Raw genomic sequence first — 17,745 nt, forward strand, 5'->3', positions numbered from 1 at the left:
CAGGGGCAGCGGGATTCCGGTGACCGGGACCAGGCCGATGACGGCGGCGATGTTGATCATGGACTGGCCGATGATCCAGGTCGAGATGGCGAAGGCGCCCAGGCGCGAGAAGGGGTCCTTGACACGGAAGGCGACCCGCAGCCCGGCGTAGCCGAGCATGCCGAGCAGGCAGAGCACGAGCAGGGTGCCGATGAGACCGAACTCCTCGCCGATGATGGCGAAGATGAAATCGGACTCGGCGAAGGGCAGGAATCCCCACTTCTCACGACTGGCGCCGATGCCGACGCCGAAGATGCCTCCGGTGCCCAGCGCGTACAGGCCGTGCAGGGACTGAAACCCCGCTCCGGTGGGATCGGCCCCCGGGTCGAGGAATGCGGTGATGCGGGTCATCCGGAACGGTTCGATCGCGATGACGATCCCGGCCAGACCCAGGACCAGTCCGAACATGGCGACGAACAGCCTGCCCGGCGCGCCCACGACCCACAACAGGGCGAGGAAGACCAGCAGCAGCACCAGGGTGGTGGACAGGTCCGATCCGATCAGGACCAGCAGGGTGAGCAGACCGCAGCCGGGCACCAACGGAATCAGCAGTTGTCGCCACTCGGTGAGCTCCTTGAGCTCCTCCTTGCGGGCCAGGATGTTGGCTCCCCACAGGGCGAAGGCGAGCTTGGCGGGTTCGGAGGGCTGGATGACCAGACCGCCGATCTCCAGCCACCGCATCGCGCCGTTGACCTCGGTGCCCTGGAAGGCGGTGAGCAGCAGCAGCGCCACCGACAGGATCATCGCCGGGTAGCCGACCATCCGAAAGACCCACAGCGGCAGCTGGGAGGCCAACAGCATGAGTGGAAGGCCGATCGCCGCCGACGCCAACTGGCGATGGAAGACGGAGAAGGCCGAGCCGGTCTCGGTGATGGAGTTGACCATCGTCGAGGACAGGACCATCACCAGCCCCAGGGCGATGAGCATCATCCCGGTACTGAGGATCAGGTAATAGGACGTGAGAGGCCGGTCCAGGGACCTGGCCCACTCACGCCAAAGCGCGCGCTCGCGCCCACCGGAGGCCGTACGCCCCCGGGTCCGAGTCGCCCCGGGAACCGCTGTCGTCGCCGCCATCCACACACCCTCCGCACCATCGGCGCCTCAATAGTGGCGTACCGGCGGGTCGGGACCAGTGGACATTTTCCGCGTGTTGGCCATCTTTGGCGGGCTTCACGGGTGGTACGGCACACAACAGGGCCACCGGAACACGAAGTGTCGTCGACCGGTGACCCTGGGTGCGAAATCGGCGCCTCAGGCGCGGCGGTGAACGGCCTCGGAGAAGAAGCGGCCCCGCTCGGGATAGTTGGTGAACATGTCCATGGACGCGGCGGCCGGGGCGAGCAGCACCGTGTCGCCCTCTCGGGCCAACGCGGCGGCCTCGGCGACCACGACGTCCATGACGGTGTGCTCTGGTGGGGCGTCTGCGGCGGGCCCCTCGACCTCCACCACCGGCACGTCCGGAGCGTGCTCCTCCAGGGCCTCCCGGATGCGCGCCCGGTCGGCACCGATCAGCACCACGCCGCGCAGCCGGGCGGCGGCCTCGGCCACCAGGTCGTCCACGTCGGCCCCCTTGAGCAACCCGCCGGCCACCCACACCACGGACTCGTAGGAGTTCAGGGAGGCCGCGGCGGCGTGCGGGTTGGTGGCCTTGGAGTCGTCGACGTAGTCCACCCCCGCCACCTTCGCCACGTGGGCGATCCGGTGGGGTTCGGGGACGAAAGCGTTCAGGCCGACGCGGATCGAGTCGGCGGCCGCACCGATCGAGCGGGCCAGGGCCGCCGCCGCCAGGGCGTTGGCGACGTTGTGCGGGGCGGCCGGGCGGACGTCGGCCAGGGTCGCCAGTTCCTCGGCGCTGCTGTGGGGTTCGGCCACGAAGGCCCGGTCCACCAGCAGGTCCTCGACCACGCCCAGTTCCCCGGCGCGAGGGGTGTCCAGGCGCAGACCCACCAGCGGGGCGTGGGGGTCGCCGTCCTCCTCGGCCAGGCGCACCGACCATTCGTCGGCGGTGTTGACCACGCGCACGGTGCCGTGGGCGAACACCTTGCCCTTGGCGCGGGCGTAGGGGTCGAGTCCGCCGTGCCAGTCCAGGTGGTCGGCGGCGATGTTGAGGACGGTGGCGGCGTGCGGGCGCAGACTCTCGGACCAGTGCAGCTGGAAGCTGGACAGTTCCACGGCAAGGACGTTGTACACGTGGCCCTCGGCGTCCGGACGGACCGCGTCGATGACGGGGGTACCGACGTTGCCGACGGCGAGCGCGTCGCGGCCGTCCGCGCGCAGGATCGATTCGAGCATGCGCACTGTGGTGGTCTTGCCGTTGGTGCCGGTGATGGCCAGCCACACCTGGTCGGCGGGCTTGATCCGCCAGGCCAGTTCCACGTCGCCGATGACCTCCACTCCGGCCTCGGCGGCACGGAGCAACAGCGGCGAGTCGGGGCGCCAGCCGGGTGAGGTGACGACCAGGTCGCAGCCCTCGGGCAGGGGCGTGTCGCCGAGGAGGACCTCCGCGCCCGCCTCGGTGAGTTCGGCGGCCACGGCGCGGGTGGTCTCGTCGTCACGGCCGTCGACGACGACCACCCGGGCCCCTTGCGCCAGGAGCGCCCTGGCGACGGGGGGACCGGAGACTCCGAGACCGGCGACACAGACCAACGCGCCCGCGAAGGGGTTCTCGCCTTCGGCGGGCGCGGTGGTCGGGGAGGTGGAAGATCGGTGGTGCGGCATGCCTCTAGCTTGGCATCCATTCGAGGTAGAACAGGCCGATCGCCACCGCCATGAACAGACCCTGGATGATCCAGAAACGGATCACGATGGTCGGTTCCGCCCACCCCTTGAGCTCGAAGTGGTGCTGCAGCGGCGCCATCCGGAACACGCGTTTGCCGGTGAGGCGGAACGACGTGATCTGGATCATCACGGACAGGGTGATGATGACGAACAGGCCACCGATGATCAGCAGCAGGAGCTGGGTGCGGGTGGTGATGGCCAGACCCACGATGAGACCGCCCAGGGCCAGCGAACCGGTGTCGCCCATGAAGATCTTCGCCGGGGGCGCGTTGAACCACAGGAAGGCGATGCAGGAGCCGAGGACGGCGGAGGCCACGACGGCCAGGTCCAAGGGGTCACGGACGGTGTAGCAGCTGGAGGTGAGAGCCTCCACACAGGACTGACGCAGCTGCCAGTTGCCGATGATGACGTAGGCGGCCAGCGACAGGATGACCGCGCCGGTGGCCAGGCCGTCCAGACCATCGGTGAGGTTCACCGCGTTGGAGAACCCGACGATGAGGAACAGCGCCCAGATGACGAACACGCCGATCATCAGCGGCGGTCCGAAGTCGCGCAGGAAGGACAGCTGGGGGGCGGCCGGGGTGTAGCCGTACCCGTTGGGGAACTGGGTCACGCCGTAGGCGAAGCCCACACCGATGACGGCCTGACCGACCATCTTGGCGCCACTGCGCAGACCCAGGCTGCGGCGCTTGTAGATCTTGATGAAGTCGTCGAGGAAGCCGACACAGCCCATCCCGACGAACAGGAACATCACCAGCAGGCCGGAGGCCGTCGGCCCGGAGGCGGCGGGCTGGACGATCCACAGCACCAGGTGGGAGCCGAAGTAGCCGATCACCGCACCGAGGATGATGACGATGCCGCCCATGGTGGGCGTGCCCTGCTTGGTCTTGTGACCCTCGGGTCCGTCGTCGCGGACCTCCTGCCCGAACTTGAACCGGTACAGGAGCTTGATGAGCGGCGGCATCAGCAGCATGGAGACGATCAGCGCGAGCGCCGCCGCGATGGTGATCCCGATCATTGGTCATCACCCTTGGTGATGAGGTCGATAACCCTTTCGAGCGCAGCCACGCGCGATCCCTTCACAATGACGACGTCTCCTGTGCGCATCCGCTCGCGCACCGCTTCGGCTGCCGCCTCGGCGTCGGGAACTCGGATGCTCTCACCGCTCCACCTGTGGGCGGCGCGTTCGGCACCGACGGCGATGCCCTCGGCTGCCTCCCCGACCACGATCAGGTGGGCCACGCCGATCTCGGCGACAAGGGCCCCGATCCTCTCGTGTTCGGCGTCGCCCTCCTCACCGAGCTCGGCCATGTGGGCGAGCACGGCGATGGCGCGGCGTTCCCTGGCCAGGGAGGCCAGGGTGGTCAGCGCGGCCCGCATCGATTCGGGGTTGGCGTTGTAGGCGTCGTTGACGAGGGTGACACCGTCGTGTTCGGTGACCTCCATCCGCCAACGGCTGACCGGGGTGGCCGCGCCGAGGGCGGCGGCGATGTCTTCGATGTCCATGCCGAGCTCGTCGGCGACGGCGGCGGTGGCCAAGGCGTTGCTCACCTGGTGGGCGCCGACCAGCCCCAGCCGGACCGGGGCCGTGCGACCGTTCAGGTGCAGCGTGAACGCCGGGGACCCGTTGTCCTGGGTGGTGACGTCGGTGGCGCGCACGTGGGCGTCCTCGGCGGTGCCGTAGAGGACGACGCGCGCCCCGGTGCGAGAGGCCATGGCGCGGACCAGCGGGTCGTCGGCGTTGAGGACGGCCACACCGCCCGCGCCGCGCCGCTCGGAGCCGGCCGGGAGCGACTCGACGAGTTCGCCCTTGGCCTTGGCGATGGCGTCGCGGCCACCGAACTCGCCCATGTGCGCGCTGCCGACGTTGAGCACCACGCCGATCCGGGGCGGGGCGACGCGGCACAGGTGGGCGATGTGCCCGATGCCGCGCGCGGCGACCTCCAGGATCAGGTGGCGGGTGTCGGTGTCGGCGCGCAGCACGGTGAGCGGGTGGCCGATCTCGTTGTTGAAGGAGCCGGCCGGGGCCACCGTGGCGCCCATACGACCGACGACCTGGGCGATGAGGTCCTTGGTCGTGGTCTTGCCGGAGGAGCCTGTGACGCCGACGATCTGCGTCGTGGCGTCCTCGCGCTTCGGGTCGCCGAGTTCACCGGCCGCATACCTGGCCAGACGCGCCAGGGCCGCTACGACCTCGTCGTCTCCGCCGTCCACCAGCAGGTGCGGTGCGGGGACCGGGCGCGAGACCAGGACGGCGACCGCCCCGGCCGCCACCGCGGACTCGGCGAAGTCGTGTCCGTCGACCCTCTCGCCGTTGAGCGCGACGAAGAGCGCCCCGGACTCCACCTGTCGGGAATCGATGACGACGGGGCCGTCGACGACGGCGTCTGGGCGTGCTGATCCGCCGATGGCGGTTTGGGTGATCTCAGCGATCCGATCGAGCGTGAGCGCGATCAAATCCACTCCTCAGGTCAGGCCCGGCCCACAGCGCCCCAAGGGCATTGGCCACCCGGCCTCGGGTTTCGGGTCAGGGGATGGCACCGCGGATACCGTGCGCGCGGTGCCGCACCGGGCCACTGACGACCCGACGATGCCGGGTCATGGGCGCCACGTGGGGCGGCACTTCGGGCTGCGATTGCCGGACCTACCTTAGAACATGTTGGGGCGTCCGGGGTCCCGGCAGGGCCCTGTGGGCGCCAATATGCTCCACTTCGTGACCGCCAGAGGCCATACCGAGAGTGATACGTACACCTCAGGGCGGTCTATGTGACCGGGACACGGCCTGTGGCCGTGTCCCGGTGAGTGGACGGCACCGGTTTCGGCGCGTCTTCGGTGTGTCGGAGCGTCAGCCCTGGTCGGGTGCGCGGTGAACGTCCCGGAGGGCGTCGCCGAGCCGCCGGCCGGCCCGGATGCGCAACGCGTCCTCGATGGCCCCGCGCAGCACCTCCCGGTCGTCGAAGGGCAGGACCTCCCCCTTGACGTACTGACCGGTCTCGTGGCCCTTTCCGGCGACAACGACGACGTCGCCGGGGCCGGTGCGGGCCACACCCAGGCCGATCGCCTCGGCCCGGTCGAACTCCACGGTGATGCGGGCCCGCCGATCCTCGGGAACCTTGGCGACCCCTTCGAGCATCGCCGTGGCGATCGTCACCGGGTCCTCGGTTCGCGGGTTGTCGTTGGTGATGATCAGGTGATCGGCCAAACGCGCGGCGGCCTCGCCCATGAGCGGACGTTTGGCCCGGTCACGATCGCCACCGCAGCCGACCACCATGGTGATCTGTCCCTCCGTGGTGGCGCGCAGGGCGCCCAGGACGGCTTCGATGGCGCCGGGCTTGTGCGAGTAGTCGACCAGCGCGGTGAAGTCCTGCGGTTGCGCCGCGTCCCGGGCCTCCACCTGCTCCATGCGGCCCGGGACGCCCGGTGCCGCGGCGACGCCGGCGATGGCGGTCTCCATCGGAAGGCCCGCCTCGACCAGACCGACGATGGCGGCCATGGCGTTGGAGACGTTGAAGGGGCCGGGTAGCGCCACGGACGCCTTGGCCTCCATACCGCCGGGTCCGACCACGCGGAAGGTGCTGCCGGTGGCGCCCAGGTGGACGTCCACGGCGTTCCAGTCCGCTTCCATGGCGCTCTCGGGGTCGGCGTCGGAGAAGCCCTCCACGGCGAAGGTGGTGACGGGGACGTCTCCGCGTGGCTGCACCATGTCCACCAGCGCCCGACCGAAGCGGTCGTCGACGTTGACCACCGCGATGTCGCAGTACTCGGGGGTGAACAGGAGCGCCTTGGTCTCGAAGTAGTCGCGCAGGTCCGAGTGGAAGTCCAGGTGGTCCTGGGACAGGTTGGTGAAGATCGCCACGTCGAAGCGGGCGCCGCCGACCCGGCCCAGTGCCAGGGCGTGGCTGGAGACCTCCATGGCGGCGGCGGTGACGCCGCGTTCGGCCATGACGGCGAAGAGTCCGTGCAGGTCGGTGGCCTCCGGTGTGGTCAGGGAGGAGGCGACGCGTTCGTCGCCCACCCGCATCTCCACGGTGCCGATCAGGCCGGTGCTCATCCCGGCCTGACGCATCCCGGACTCGATCAGGTAGCTGATCGTGGTCTTGCCGCTGGTGCCCGTGGTCCCGACCAGGACCAGATCCCGAGCGGGCTCGTCGAAGACCCAGGCGGCGGCCGTGCCGAGCGCGGCTCGCGCGCCGGGGACCACGAGTACGGGCAGGCCGGTGGCGGCCGCCTCGTCGGCGCCGTCGGTGTCGGTCAGGATCGCGGCGGCCTCGGCGTCGGCCGCCTGCTGAGAGAACCGCGCGCCGTGGACGCGGGTTCCGGGCAGGGCGACGTACAGGTCGCCTTGGCCGACCTGTCGAGAGTCGTGGGTGATGCCGCGGACGTGGATCTCACGTGGAGGCATGTCCGCGGGCCGGTCCGGGTCCAGGTCCGGGCGCAGCAGGGTGGTGTCCGGACCGAGCTTCGTCGCCAGGTCGGACAGTGGACGGAGTTTGGAGTGTTCAGGTCGCATTACCGGTGGCACGTCTGGAGATTAACGGCTGTGGAGGGCCGGTCGGTAATTTCCACGCTGGGCCGGTCCACGTTTCCCTGTCAAGGGATGGTGTGGCGTTTCGCCCAGGTTGGGACAGGTGTGTCGACAAGGGTGGTGAGGATGGCGGACCGTGCACTGGTGTTGGACGGAGGGCTCGCGACGCGGTTGGAGGCCTACGGCCGTGACCTGGGCGGTGGTCTGTGGTCGGCCCGGTTGTTGGCGCGGGAGCCGGAACTGATCGCGCGGGTGCACCGCGACTACTTCGAGGCCGGAGCGGACGTGGCGATCGCCGCCGGCTACCAGGCGAGCGTCGACGGATTCACCGCCCGGGGGTACTCCCGCACCGAGGCCTTGGAGTTCTCGGCCCGGTCGGTGGAACTGGCGGTGACCGAACGGGACGCGTTCGGCTCGGGTCTGGTGGCGGCGGGCGTGGGCCCCTATGGCGCGGCCCTGGCGGACGGGTCGGAGTACACCGGCGACTACGACCTGGACGAGGAGGGGTTGTACCGGTGGCACCGGGAGCGGTGGCGGGTGCTCACCGGCTCCGGTGCGGACCTGGTGGCCTGCGAGACGCTGCCGTCGGCCGCCGAGGCGCGGGCTCTGGCCCGCCTGGTCGCGGAGACGCCGGGGGTCCGTGCGTGGTTCTCCTTCTCGTGCTCCGACGAGACTCGGATCTCCGATGGCACCCCGCTGCGCGAGGTGGCGGAGGGGTTGGCGCCGTTGCATCGGCAGGGGCGTGTGGTGGCCGTGGGCGTGAACTGCGTTCCACCGTCGAACGTGCCCCCCTTGGTGCGGGAGGTGGCCTCGGTGGGACTGCCCGCGGTGGCCTACCCGAACTCGGGCGAGGTGTGGGACTCCGAACGCGGGACGTGGGCCGGTTCCACGGACGTCGAGGGCTTCGGCGCGGCGGCGGCCGGCTGGTGCGCGGACGGCGCCGTGATGGTCGGTGGCTGCTGCCGCACCGGCCCCGCCCACATCCGTGCCATCCGCCGGGCGGTGGACGCCCTTCGGTCGGCTTAAGGGGCCATCACCCGAAGCCGGGCCGCAGGGCGGGCACCGTGTGCCCGCCCTACTCCTGTGCGGGTGTCAGCCGTCGGCGTCCTCGTCCTCCACCAGACGGATGGCCGGGGCCTCCTCGTCGGTCGGTGGGACCTTGAAGGACTTCAGGGCGAAGGACATGATGTCGTTGAACACCGGGCCCGCCGCCTCACCGCCGTAGTAGGTGCCCTGCGGGTTGTGCAGTACCACCTGGACCACCAGTTCCGGGTCGTCCGCGGGGGCGAACCCGGCGAAGGTGGCCGTGTAGCCGCCCTCGTCGTAGCGGCCCGTCTCCGGGTCGATCCGGTTGGCGGTACCGGTCTTGCCGGCCACCCGGTAACCGTCGATGCGGGCCTGCGGAGCGGTCCCCTCGTCGCCGGTGACCGCCTCCAGCATCAGCTGGAGCTGTTCGGCGGTCTCCTCGCTGATCACCCGCTGACGGGCGGGTTCCTCGGCCGCGGTGAACTCGCCCTCCGGGTCGACCGTTCCCGAGACGAGCGTCGGTTCGACCCGCACTCCCCCGTTGGCGACGGTGGCGTAGACCGAGGCCATCTGCACGGCGTTGACCGACAGCCCGTGCCCGATGGACACCGACGGCAGTTGGGTGCCCCACCAGTCGTCGGGGTCGGTGAGCACACCGGACTCCTCGCCCGGCAGGGCCAGGCCCGTGGGTTGCCCCAGACCGAAGTCGGTCATGTAGCGGTGCAGGACCGAGGCCCCCACCTGGTCGGCGATCTTGATCGTGCCCACGTTGCTGGACTGGGCCATGATCCCGTTGGTGGTCAGGCGTTGGGTGCCGTTGTTGCTGGAGTTGCGGAAGGTCTGGTCGTAGTACTGGAGCGCGTAGGGCACGGTGTAGACCGTCTCGGGGGTGGTCTTCCCCTCCTCCAGCGCGGCCGCCAGGGTGATGACCTTGTTGGTGCTGCCGGGTTCGAAGGTGGAGGACACCGACCCGTTGCTCCGGTCCTCGGGTTCGGAGGAGGCGATGTCGGTCTGGTCATAGGTGGGAAAGTCGGCCATGGCCAGGATCTCCCCCTCCTTGTTGGAGACCACGACGCTGCCCGCCTCGGCCTCCAGTTCCTCGACCCGGTTCGCCAGCGCCTGCTGGGCGTACCACTGCAGGTCGCGGTCCAGGGTCAGTCGTACGTCCTGACCCGCCTCGGGTTCGCGCACCAGACCGCCGGCCATCGGGATCTGGGTGCCGTCCTGGCCGACCTCGACCTGTCGCTTGCCGGCCTCACCGGCGAGAGTGGAGTCCAGGTAGCCCTCCAGGCCTTCGAGGCCGTGCCCCTCCGCACCGACGAAACCGACCAGGTCGGCGGCGCCGGTCTCGTCGGGGTAGACCCGGTTGTAGTCGACGTCGGCGCCCACTCCGCTCAGGCCCAGATCCTGGAACTCCTGCCAGTCGCCGGGAGAGATGTCCTTCGCCACGATCTGGTATCGGCTCGGCTTGGCGTCGACCTTGGCCGTCACGTCCTGCTCTTCCAGGTCGAAACGGCTCACCAGTTCGTCGATGAGCCGATCCCGTTCGTCCTCCTCGATCTCCTCGGGGTCGACGAAGACGTTGCGGACCTCCACCGACAGGGCGAAGGGGTTGCCTTCGGAGTCGGTGATCTGCCCGCGCAGGGTGGGGATGTCGATGGTCTGCATGCGCAGGTTCGCCGCGGCCTCGGCGTAGGTCTCGGCCTCGATCCCCTGGATCTGGGTGAGGCGCCCGGCGAACAGCACCAGGATCACCACGATGATGACCCCACCGGCCTTGATCCGCTTACGCGGATCGCCCGCTCGGAAGGTACGACGCAGCAGCGGCGGGGGCGGCGGCGGACTCGACCGACGGCGGGGACGTTCCCCCCGCCGTACCGGACGGCCCGTACCGCCGGATCCGCCACCGGCCCGGGCACGCCCACCCTGGGCGGGCCGGTTCGGTCTCCTCTGTGGGCCCTTGTTCGGCCGCGACCCGGAGCGGCTGGTCGCTCCGGGTCGGCGGGGGTCACGTGGGCGTCGGTCCCGAGGGGTGCTCAATCATCGCTCCCAGCGTCCCCGGTGATCTCACCGTTGTCCAAGTCCAGGAAGAGCGGGGCCTCGCCCGGCTCCATCCCCATCTTCTCCGCCTCTTGCGCGATGCGGTCGGAGGTCTCCAGGTGGGCGACGGACTCTTCGAGCCGCTGTTCCTCGTAGGACATCTCGCGGTTCTCCGACTGCAGGCTGGTGATGGTGTAGGCCTCCTGCGCCACGAGGCTGCGCAGCAACAGCAGGCTGACCAGAGCCCCGCCCAACAGACAGAGGATGAGCAGCACGAAGGGGATCTTCGGTGCGCGACTCGCCGAGGCTCCCCCCGTCGTACGTGCCGTGGCGGTCGGCGCCTTGGTACGCACCGAACGTCGGGGCGCGGCGGTACGGGTGGTGGTCCCGGTGCGTCCACGGTCCTTGGTGGTGCGGCGGGTGTCCGTCTTCGTGCCCATCTGTTCTCCCTACTGCCGCGACGGTTCGCGCACACGCTCGGCCGCCCGGAGACGGGCGGACTGCGCGCGCGGATTGCGTTCGTTCTCTTCGTCCGTGGGGAGTTCGGCGCCTCTGGTGAGGAGCTTCAGTTCCGGCTGCCGGTCCGGGAGCGGGACCGGAAGGTCGGGAGGCGTGGTGTCGGTGGCCAGTGCGGCGAAGGCCTTCTTGGTCATCCGGTCCTCGAGGGAGTGGTAGGACAGCACCGCGATGCGTCCGCCCATGGCCAGCCGGGACAGGGCGGCGGGCAGGGTCTCCTTGAGGATGGACAGTTCGGCGTTGACCTCGATGCGCAACCCCTGGAAGGCGCGTTTGGCGGGGTGGCCTCCGGTACGCCTGGTGGCGGCGGGGATGGACTCTCGGACCAGGTCCGCCAGTTCCCTGGTGGAGGTGATGCGACCCTGCGCGCGACGGCGTTCGATGGCCTTGGCCACGCGCGGCGCGAAGCGCTCCTCGCCGTAGGTGCGCAGGACACGGATGAGTTCGCCGACGGGGTAGTCGTTGACGACCTCTTCGGCGGTGAGTCCCTGGGTACGGTCCATGCGCATGTCCAAGGGGGCGTCCTGGGCGTAGGCGAACCCGCGGTCGCTCTCGTCCAGCTGGGGCGAGGACACCCCCAGGTCGAGCAGGACGGCGTCGGCCCGGTCGTAGCCGGCCTCGTCCAGGGCCCGCGGGATCTCCGAGTAGACCGCGTGCACGAAGTGGGTGCGGTCGTCGTAGGGCTTGAGTCGCTCGGCGCTGCGCTCCAAGGCGGTGGTGTCACGGTCCACGCCGACCAGGCGCAGGTTCGGGCGGGCCTTGAGCAGTGCCTCCGAGTGTCCGCCCAGACCGAGTGTGCCGTCGACGAGCACGGCGTCGGGGCGGGTGAGCGCCGGGGCGAGCAGTTCGACGATCCGGTCCAGCATCACCGGCACATGGGCCTGCGCGGATTCGCCGAGGTCGTCGTGGTCCTGTGACGCGCCGTCCCCGTCGGGACGGTCGTGCTTCCGGGTCTCCCCCATGCGGTGCTGTTCCTCCACGCTGTCGCGGTCTCCCCCTGAGTCCGTGAACACGCCCCGGGGGCGTGTCACGGTGTCCTTCGCGTGGCCCGGCCGGAAGTCACCGGCGGGCCTTCCGGACACGGCCGCTATTGTCCACCCTTCGGTGGGTCGAGCGTTCACGACCTGGCACCGGGGAAGTCGCGCCAGCTCGTGTCGGTCGTGTCCGGAAGACCACTGCCGGTCCCGGCATTGCATGGACGTAGTGCCGTCCGCGCGGCGGAGAAAGGGCCGCCCCGCTCACAGCACCCCGGGCAGCACCTCCTCTGAGAGTTGCGCGAACTCCTGTTCCTGTTCGGCCTCGTACTCCGACCACGCCCGGGAGTCCCAGATCTCCAAACGCGTGTTGGCGCCGATGACGACGCACTCTCGGTCCAGCCCCGCGTACTCGCGCAGCTTCGGCGGGACGGTGACCCTGCCCTGCTTGTCGCAGGCCTGATCCGACGCGCTGGCGAAGAGGACCCGGCTGTAGTCGCGAACCGCCTTGGCGGTGACCGGTGCGGAGCGCAGGGCTGCGGTCAGACGAGCGAACTCGTCCGTCGGAAAGACATAGAGGCAGCGCTCCTGGCCCTTCGTGATCACCACACCCCCCGACAGTTCGTCGCGGTACTTCGCTGGAAGGAACAGCCGTCCCTTCTGGTCGAGGCGAGGTGTGTGGGTGCCGAGGAACACACGCTCACCCCCTCACCCCCCTGAGTGGAGAACTCACCCTCTCCACGCTGCTCCACCTTACTCCACTCTTCCCCACCGTCAACAGTTCGAATCGGCGCGCGACGCTTGAAAGATCGCTGAATCCGCAGGTCACAGCGGTGGCGTTCGAGTGGAGCGGTGGAGGGGGTCCGAGCGTCGCGGCGCCACCCCCGGGCCTATTCCCACCACCACGGCGACGCCCCCGGAAACGGGACCGTTGAGCACCGCGACGTTCCGTCGTCCACCCTCGGGTCGCACCATGACCGGTTCCGCGCACCCGTCCCGCTTCCCGAACCCCGCACCCGCCCACGATCAGAAGTGCGATTTCCGGACCATGTGGAACATTGCAACGCAGTTCCCCCATTCCGCAGCCGATTTCGGCACTTTGGTTTGCATAGGACCTGATTGGGCCTAGCCTCGGATCGATACACCGAGGCATACGGAGCGAGAGGGGTCTCGTGTCACTCGGCACACAGCACGACGGTCACGGGGGTGACGTCCGGGAGGACGTGGGCGCCGTCGCGATCGTGGCCGACCGCGTCCGCGACGCGATCGAGACGGTCATCGAGGGCAAACCCGACGTTCTGCGCATCACGCTGACCGTTCTGCTCGCCGAGGGCCACCTGCTCATCGAAGACGTCCCCGGCGTCGGCAAGACCATGCTGGCCAAGGCCCTGGGACGGGCGGTGGACTGTTCGGTCCAACGCGTCCAGTTCACTCCGGACCTACTGCCCAGCGACATCACGGGCGTCAGCGTCTACCACCAGGACCGCGGCGAGTTCGAGTTCAACCCGGGTCCGGTGTTCGCCAACATCGTTCTCGGCGACGAGATCAACCGTGCCTCGCCCAAGACCCAGTCGGCCCTGCTGGAGTGCATGGCCGAACGACAGGTCAGCGTGGACGGCCGGACCCGCGCCCTGGAGCGCCCCTTCATGGTGGTGGCCACCCAGAACCCCGCGGACATGGAGGGCACCTACGCCCTGCCCGAGGCGCAACGGGACCGGTTCATGGCCCGCGTCTCGGTCGGATACCCCTCACCGCAGGCCGAACTCGACATGATCGACTCCCACGGGTCGAACTCCCCGTTGGAGGACCTGGCCCCCGTCACCGACGCCGCCGAGATCCGGGACCTGGTCGAACGGGTCCGGCAGGTCCACGTCGCCCCCGGCATGCGCCGCTACATCGTCGACCTGGTCAACTCCACCCGCACCGCGCCCGAACTCAAGCTCGGCGCCTCCCCGCGCGCGACCCTGCACCTGGTGCGCGCCGCCCGCGCCCACGCCGCTTTGGAGGGCCGCCACTACGTGGTGCCCGACGACGTGCAGACGCTGGCCGTTCCCGTGCTGGCCCACCGGCTCCTGCCCGGTCCCGAGGCCCACATGGAACGCCTCAGCCCCGAACAGATCGTGGCCAAGCTGGTCGCTCGACTTCCCGTGCCCGGACCCCGCTGACCCCTTTCGGCAGCGCCCGATCCCACCAAGAGACGGACGATGCGCCCGCAACGCACCCTCACCGCCCGTGGCGGCCTGATGCTGTTCTTCGGAGCGGTCGCACTCGTGTGTGGTCTCGTCATCGGTCAACGCGAGATCGTCGGCGTCGGGCTGCTCCTGCTCCTGGTGCCGACGATCGGCGCGCTCACGCTCATCGGAGCTTCCGCGCGCATCGTCGACAGCCGTGACCTGCGCCCGCGCCGGGTCCCCGCGGGCGGTGACGCCCAGGTCCTGGTCCGCATCGGCAACGGTTCACCCACCTGGCCCGTGGGCTGGGTCCGTCTGGAGGACACGCTGCCGGTCCGGCTGGGCCACGAACCACGCTTCACCGTCGGTTTCCTGGGGCCGCGCTCCGTCTGCGACATCACCTACCTGGTACGTCCGGAAGTTCGCGGTCGCTACCCGGTGGGGCCCTTACGGGTGAGTGTGCTCGACGCGCTGGGTTGTGTTCGCGTGACCCGTTCCCTGGGCTCGCCCACCCCTTTGTTGGTCACGCCCCGCTTCGTGCCCCTGCCCGAGCGGGGCCGCACCGACGGCGCCCCCGGGGAGGACGCCCCCCGGCGATCGGTGACCGGTGTCGGTGAGCAGGACCCGATCCCCCGCACCTACCGACACGGCGACGATCTGCGCCGAGTGCACTGGCGTTCCACCGCCAAGCACGGCGAACTGATGGTGCGCCAGGACGAACAGCACCGGCGTGAACACAGCACCCTGCTGCTCGACACCCGCGTCGACGCCCACGCCGGCGACGGCCCGCGCGACTCCCTGGAGACGGCGGTGAGCGTGGCCGCGTCGGTGGCCCTGCACGTGCTCGAACACGGACACGAACTGCGCCTGCACACCGATCAGGGCCGTCTGATCACCGAGCACGCCACCGGTGTGCTGGACGGACTGGCCGTGGTGGAGCCCTCCGACACCCCCCGGCTCGGCGGTGGCATCGCCGAACTGGAGGAAGCGCGCGGTGTCTCGGCCGGTCTGGTCGTCGCGGTCCTGGGTGCTTTGGACGTCGAGGACGCCACCGCCCTGTCCCGAGCGGGCGGTTCCGCGACCCGGGTGGCGGTGCTGTGCGTCAACGCCGCCTGGCCCGACCCCGAGGCCGCGCGACGAGTGGGCGACCTGCTGACCGCCAACGGTTGGCGGGTACTCCCCGTCGCCGAGCCCACCGAACTTCCCGACCTGTGGCACGGCCTCGCCGCCCCCGCCGCCGCGGGAACACCGAACCCCTGGGAGGGTCCGCGTTGAGAGCGCTGATGCCCCTGGCCACCCTGGTCACGATGTTGGCCTCACTCCCCCTGCTGAGCGGCCTGGTCCGCGGCGACGCCTGGTGGGTCCCGGCCGCCGTGCTCATGACGGTGGTCGCGCTCGTCTCCACGGCGTACCGATCACTGGTGGGCGGGGCATTCGCCGTGCCCTTCCTCCAGCTGTTCGCGGTGCTGCTGCTGTACGCGCCGCTCTTCGCTCCCGAGACCACCGCTCTGGGCTTCCTGCCCACGTTGGACACGCTCGACCACACCGGGGCCCTGTTCGTACAGGGCCTGCACACCATCGACACCAACACCCCACCGGTCTCGCCCACGCCCGGGCTCAACGTGATCATCGCCCTGGTGTTCATGGTGTTCACGATGACCGCGGACTTCCTCGCCGTAACGGCCCGTTGCCCCGGCATGGTCGGTGGTCTGCTGCTCTCGCTGCTGGTGGTGCCGCTGTTCGTGGACGACGCCGGGATGACCTGGGGGCCGGCCGCGATCACCGCGATCGGCTTCCTCGCCCTTTTGGCGGTGGACATGTGGGTCCGTTCCCGCGAGTGGGGGACGCGCGTCCGCGCCAGGCGCGGGCCCGGTACGGCCCCCGACGGCGTGGCCGGTCGCGTGGCTCTGGCCGCCCTCGTCTCGGTGGTGGCGGTCTCCCTCGCCCTGTTGCTGCCTCAGGTCCTGCCCTCGCTGCGCACCGACGCCCTCTACACGCTGGCCGAGGGCGGGGTCGTGGCGAACGACTCGGTGACCACCACCCACCCGATGGTCTCCCTGCGCCGGGACCTGGGATCCAACTCCGACCGCACCGTGCTCACCTACCGGACCGAAGACGAGGAACCCGAGTACCTGCGCACCTTCGTCCTCGACGAGTTCGACGGCGAGAACTGGACGATGACGCCCGTGCACGCGGGTCGGGACAGCGGGATCGACGGCACACTGCCCACTCCCCCGGGCCGCTTGACCGAACCCGACGAGGACGAGCTCGTCACCACACGGATCTCCCTGGACTCCGATACCCCTCCCATGGACTTCCTGCCGCTGCCCTACCCGGCGCGCTCGGTGGAGATCGCCGGGGACTGGTACGTGGACGAGAGCACCCTGATGGTGTTCACCACCGAGACCCCGCCCAGTGGCTACAACTTCGTGGTGACCTCCTCGGAGAACCGACCCGGGGCACGTGAACTGGACGCCGCCGGGCCGCCGCGCTCCCTGACCGACGACCGGCTGCACCTGCCGGAGGGCCTGGACGAGCGGGTCCAAGAGCTCACCGGCGCCCTCGTCGAGGGCGCCGACTCCGACTACGAGAGCGCCCTGGCCCTGCAGGAGTTCTTCACCGACGGCGAATTCACCTACGACCTGACCCCGCCGCCGGTGCCCGAGGGCACCGACCCGCTCACCCACTTCCTCTTCGAGGATCGGATCGGCTACTGCGAGCAGTACGCCGGCGCGATGGCGGTCATGGCCCGGCAGGCCGGGATCCCCGCCCGGGTCGCGGTGGGCTACACCGCGGGCAGACCCAGCGGCGAGGACCGGTGGACGGTGGCGGCGAGCGACGCCCACGCCTGGCCCGAGCTGTACTTCGAGGGGGCCGGCTGGGTGCGGTTCGAACCCACACCCGCCGACCCCGACGGCGGACAGGGCACCGCCTCCCGGCCGGACTACAGCACCGGGGTGGACGAACTTCCGGACAACATCGCCCCCGAACCGAACACCGATGACGAGCCCGAGGCCGACGAGTCCCCGGAGGAGGATCCCTCCCCCACCCCGGAGGCGAGCGGGTCGCCGGACGAGGAGTCGGACGGAGCCGCCGACGGGTTGGACGAGACCGGCTCGGTGAGCGGCGGCCAGGGTCCACCCGGGTGGCTGCCCGGGCTCCTGGTCGGCCTGGTGGCGTTGTTGTCCGCGGCCCTGCCCGCGCTGGTCCGCGCGCTCGTGCGCCGGGCACGCCGGTCCGCGGTGGCCGCCGGCGGGACGGCGGCGGCGCACACCGCCTGGCGGGAGTTGCGCGACACCTGTTCGGACCTGGGGGTGACCTGGGATCTGACCGAGAGTCCGCGGAGCACCGCCGCGCGGCTGGCCACCGTGGGGGAGAAGGGGATCGGGGAGGAGGCCGGGGGTGCCCTGTGGCGACTGGCCCTGGCCGAGGAGGGTGCTCGGTACGCCCCCGAACCACGGCCCGCTCAGGGGCTCCAGGGTGATCTGGACACCGTCGTGGCCGCGCTGACCGGGTCGGTCACGACCGGCCGGCGGTGGCGTGCGGTGCTGTTGCCACGTTCCCTGGCGCCCTGGAGCCGGCCCCGGATCGAGGCGGATCCGCTCCCCGGCCTGCTCTGAGGCCCGTACGGCTTGGAGTCCCATACGAAGGTGGGGCCCGTGGGTGACCGGTGTCG

At 70.3% G+C, this 17,745-nt stretch carries 13 protein-coding genes; 4 read left to right on the forward strand and 9 right to left on the reverse strand.

Translation table 11 applies throughout. The annotated features are described in order from the left end of the window. The 5 genes from K8V84_RS11830 to K8V84_RS11850 all read right to left on the reverse strand — a co-directional run. A partial coding sequence (locus K8V84_RS11830) for a putative peptidoglycan glycosyltransferase FtsW (RefSeq protein WP_304074134.1) occupies positions 1-1,113 on the reverse strand: 1,113 nt, incomplete at its 3' end. 177 nt (positions 1,114-1,290) lie between these two features. Then, positions 1,291-2,757: a UDP-N-acetylmuramoyl-L-alanine--D-glutamate ligase gene (gene murD / locus K8V84_RS11835; protein ID WP_304074136.1), complete on the reverse strand. Its 1,467-nt coding sequence runs from the start codon at positions 2,755-2,757 to the stop codon at positions 1,291-1,293. 4 nt (positions 2,758-2,761) lie between these two features. Continuing rightward, positions 2,762-3,835 carry a phospho-N-acetylmuramoyl-pentapeptide-transferase gene (gene mraY, locus K8V84_RS11840; RefSeq protein ID WP_304074137.1) on the reverse strand — a complete coding sequence of 358 codons (1,074 nt, stop codon included), beginning with the start codon at positions 3,833-3,835 and terminating at the stop codon, positions 2,762-2,764. Further along, complete coding sequence (murF, locus tag K8V84_RS11845) at positions 3,832-5,274, reverse strand: UDP-N-acetylmuramoyl-tripeptide--D-alanyl-D-alanine ligase (protein WP_304074139.1); 1,443 nt, start codon at positions 5,272-5,274, stop codon at positions 3,832-3,834. The genes mraY and murF overlap by 4 nt, the downstream gene beginning before the upstream one ends. A 388-nt stretch (positions 5,275-5,662) precedes the next feature. Further along, a complete protein-coding gene (locus K8V84_RS11850; protein ID WP_304074140.1) occupies positions 5,663-7,327 on the reverse strand; it encodes a UDP-N-acetylmuramoyl-L-alanyl-D-glutamate--2,6-diaminopimelate ligase in 1,665 nt (554 codons plus the stop codon). Positions 7,328-7,468: 141 nt separating this feature from the next. Here K8V84_RS11850 and mmuM point away from each other — a divergent pair, with 141 nt between their 5' ends. After that, entirely contained in the window at positions 7,469-8,368 is a 900-nt protein-coding gene (mmuM, locus tag K8V84_RS11855; RefSeq protein ID WP_304074141.1) for a homocysteine S-methyltransferase, read from the forward strand. A 66-nt stretch (positions 8,369-8,434) separates the two neighbouring features. Here the strand turns inward: mmuM and K8V84_RS11860 are convergent, their stop codons facing one another. The 4 genes from K8V84_RS11860 to mraZ all read right to left on the reverse strand — a co-directional run bounded on the left by K8V84_RS11860 (position 8,435) and on the right by mraZ (position 12,594). Continuing rightward, positions 8,435-10,408, reverse strand: a complete 1,974-nt coding sequence (locus tag K8V84_RS11860) for a penicillin-binding protein 2 (RefSeq protein WP_304074143.1) — start codon at positions 10,406-10,408, stop codon at positions 8,435-8,437. Continuing rightward, the gene (locus K8V84_RS11865; protein WP_304074144.1) at positions 10,405-10,848 is read right to left on the reverse strand and encodes a hypothetical protein; all 444 of its coding nucleotides are present in this window, start codon (positions 10,846-10,848) and stop codon (positions 10,405-10,407) included. The genes K8V84_RS11860 and K8V84_RS11865 overlap by 4 nt, the downstream gene beginning before the upstream one ends. 9 nt (positions 10,849-10,857) lie before the next feature. Continuing rightward, a complete protein-coding gene (gene rsmH, locus K8V84_RS11870) occupies positions 10,858-11,886 on the reverse strand; it encodes a 16S rRNA (cytosine(1402)-N(4))-methyltransferase RsmH (RefSeq protein ID WP_304074204.1) in 1,029 nt (342 codons plus the stop codon). Positions 11,887-12,162: 276 nt separating this feature from the next. Next, positions 12,163-12,594, reverse strand: coding sequence for a division/cell wall cluster transcriptional repressor MraZ (gene mraZ / locus K8V84_RS11875; RefSeq protein ID WP_304074146.1), 432 nt, complete (start codon positions 12,592-12,594; stop codon positions 12,163-12,165). Positions 12,595-13,070: 476 nt separating this feature from the next. Here mraZ and K8V84_RS11880 point away from each other — a divergent pair, with 476 nt between their 5' ends. The 3 genes from K8V84_RS11880 to K8V84_RS11890 are packed head-to-tail and all read left to right on the forward strand — an operon-like array spanning position 13,071 to position 17,689. After that, positions 13,071-14,063: a MoxR family ATPase gene (locus tag K8V84_RS11880; RefSeq protein WP_304074147.1), complete on the forward strand. Its 993-nt coding sequence runs from the start codon at positions 13,071-13,073 to the stop codon at positions 14,061-14,063. A 39-nt stretch (positions 14,064-14,102) separates the two neighbouring features. Continuing rightward, positions 14,103-15,344 (forward strand): DUF58 domain-containing protein, encoded by a 1,242-nt coding sequence (locus K8V84_RS11885; protein WP_304074148.1) that lies wholly within the window; start codon positions 14,103-14,105, stop codon positions 15,342-15,344. An 8-nt stretch (positions 15,345-15,352) separates the two neighbouring features. Then, a complete protein-coding gene (locus K8V84_RS11890; protein ID WP_304074205.1) occupies positions 15,353-17,689 on the forward strand; it encodes a transglutaminaseTgpA domain-containing protein in 2,337 nt (778 codons plus the stop codon). Positions 17,690-17,745: the final 56 nt, after the last annotated feature.

It is taken from the genome of Nocardiopsis listeri, assembly GCF_020741345.1.
GTDB lineage: Bacteria > Actinomycetota > Actinomycetes > Streptosporangiales > Streptosporangiaceae > Nocardiopsis > Nocardiopsis listeri_A.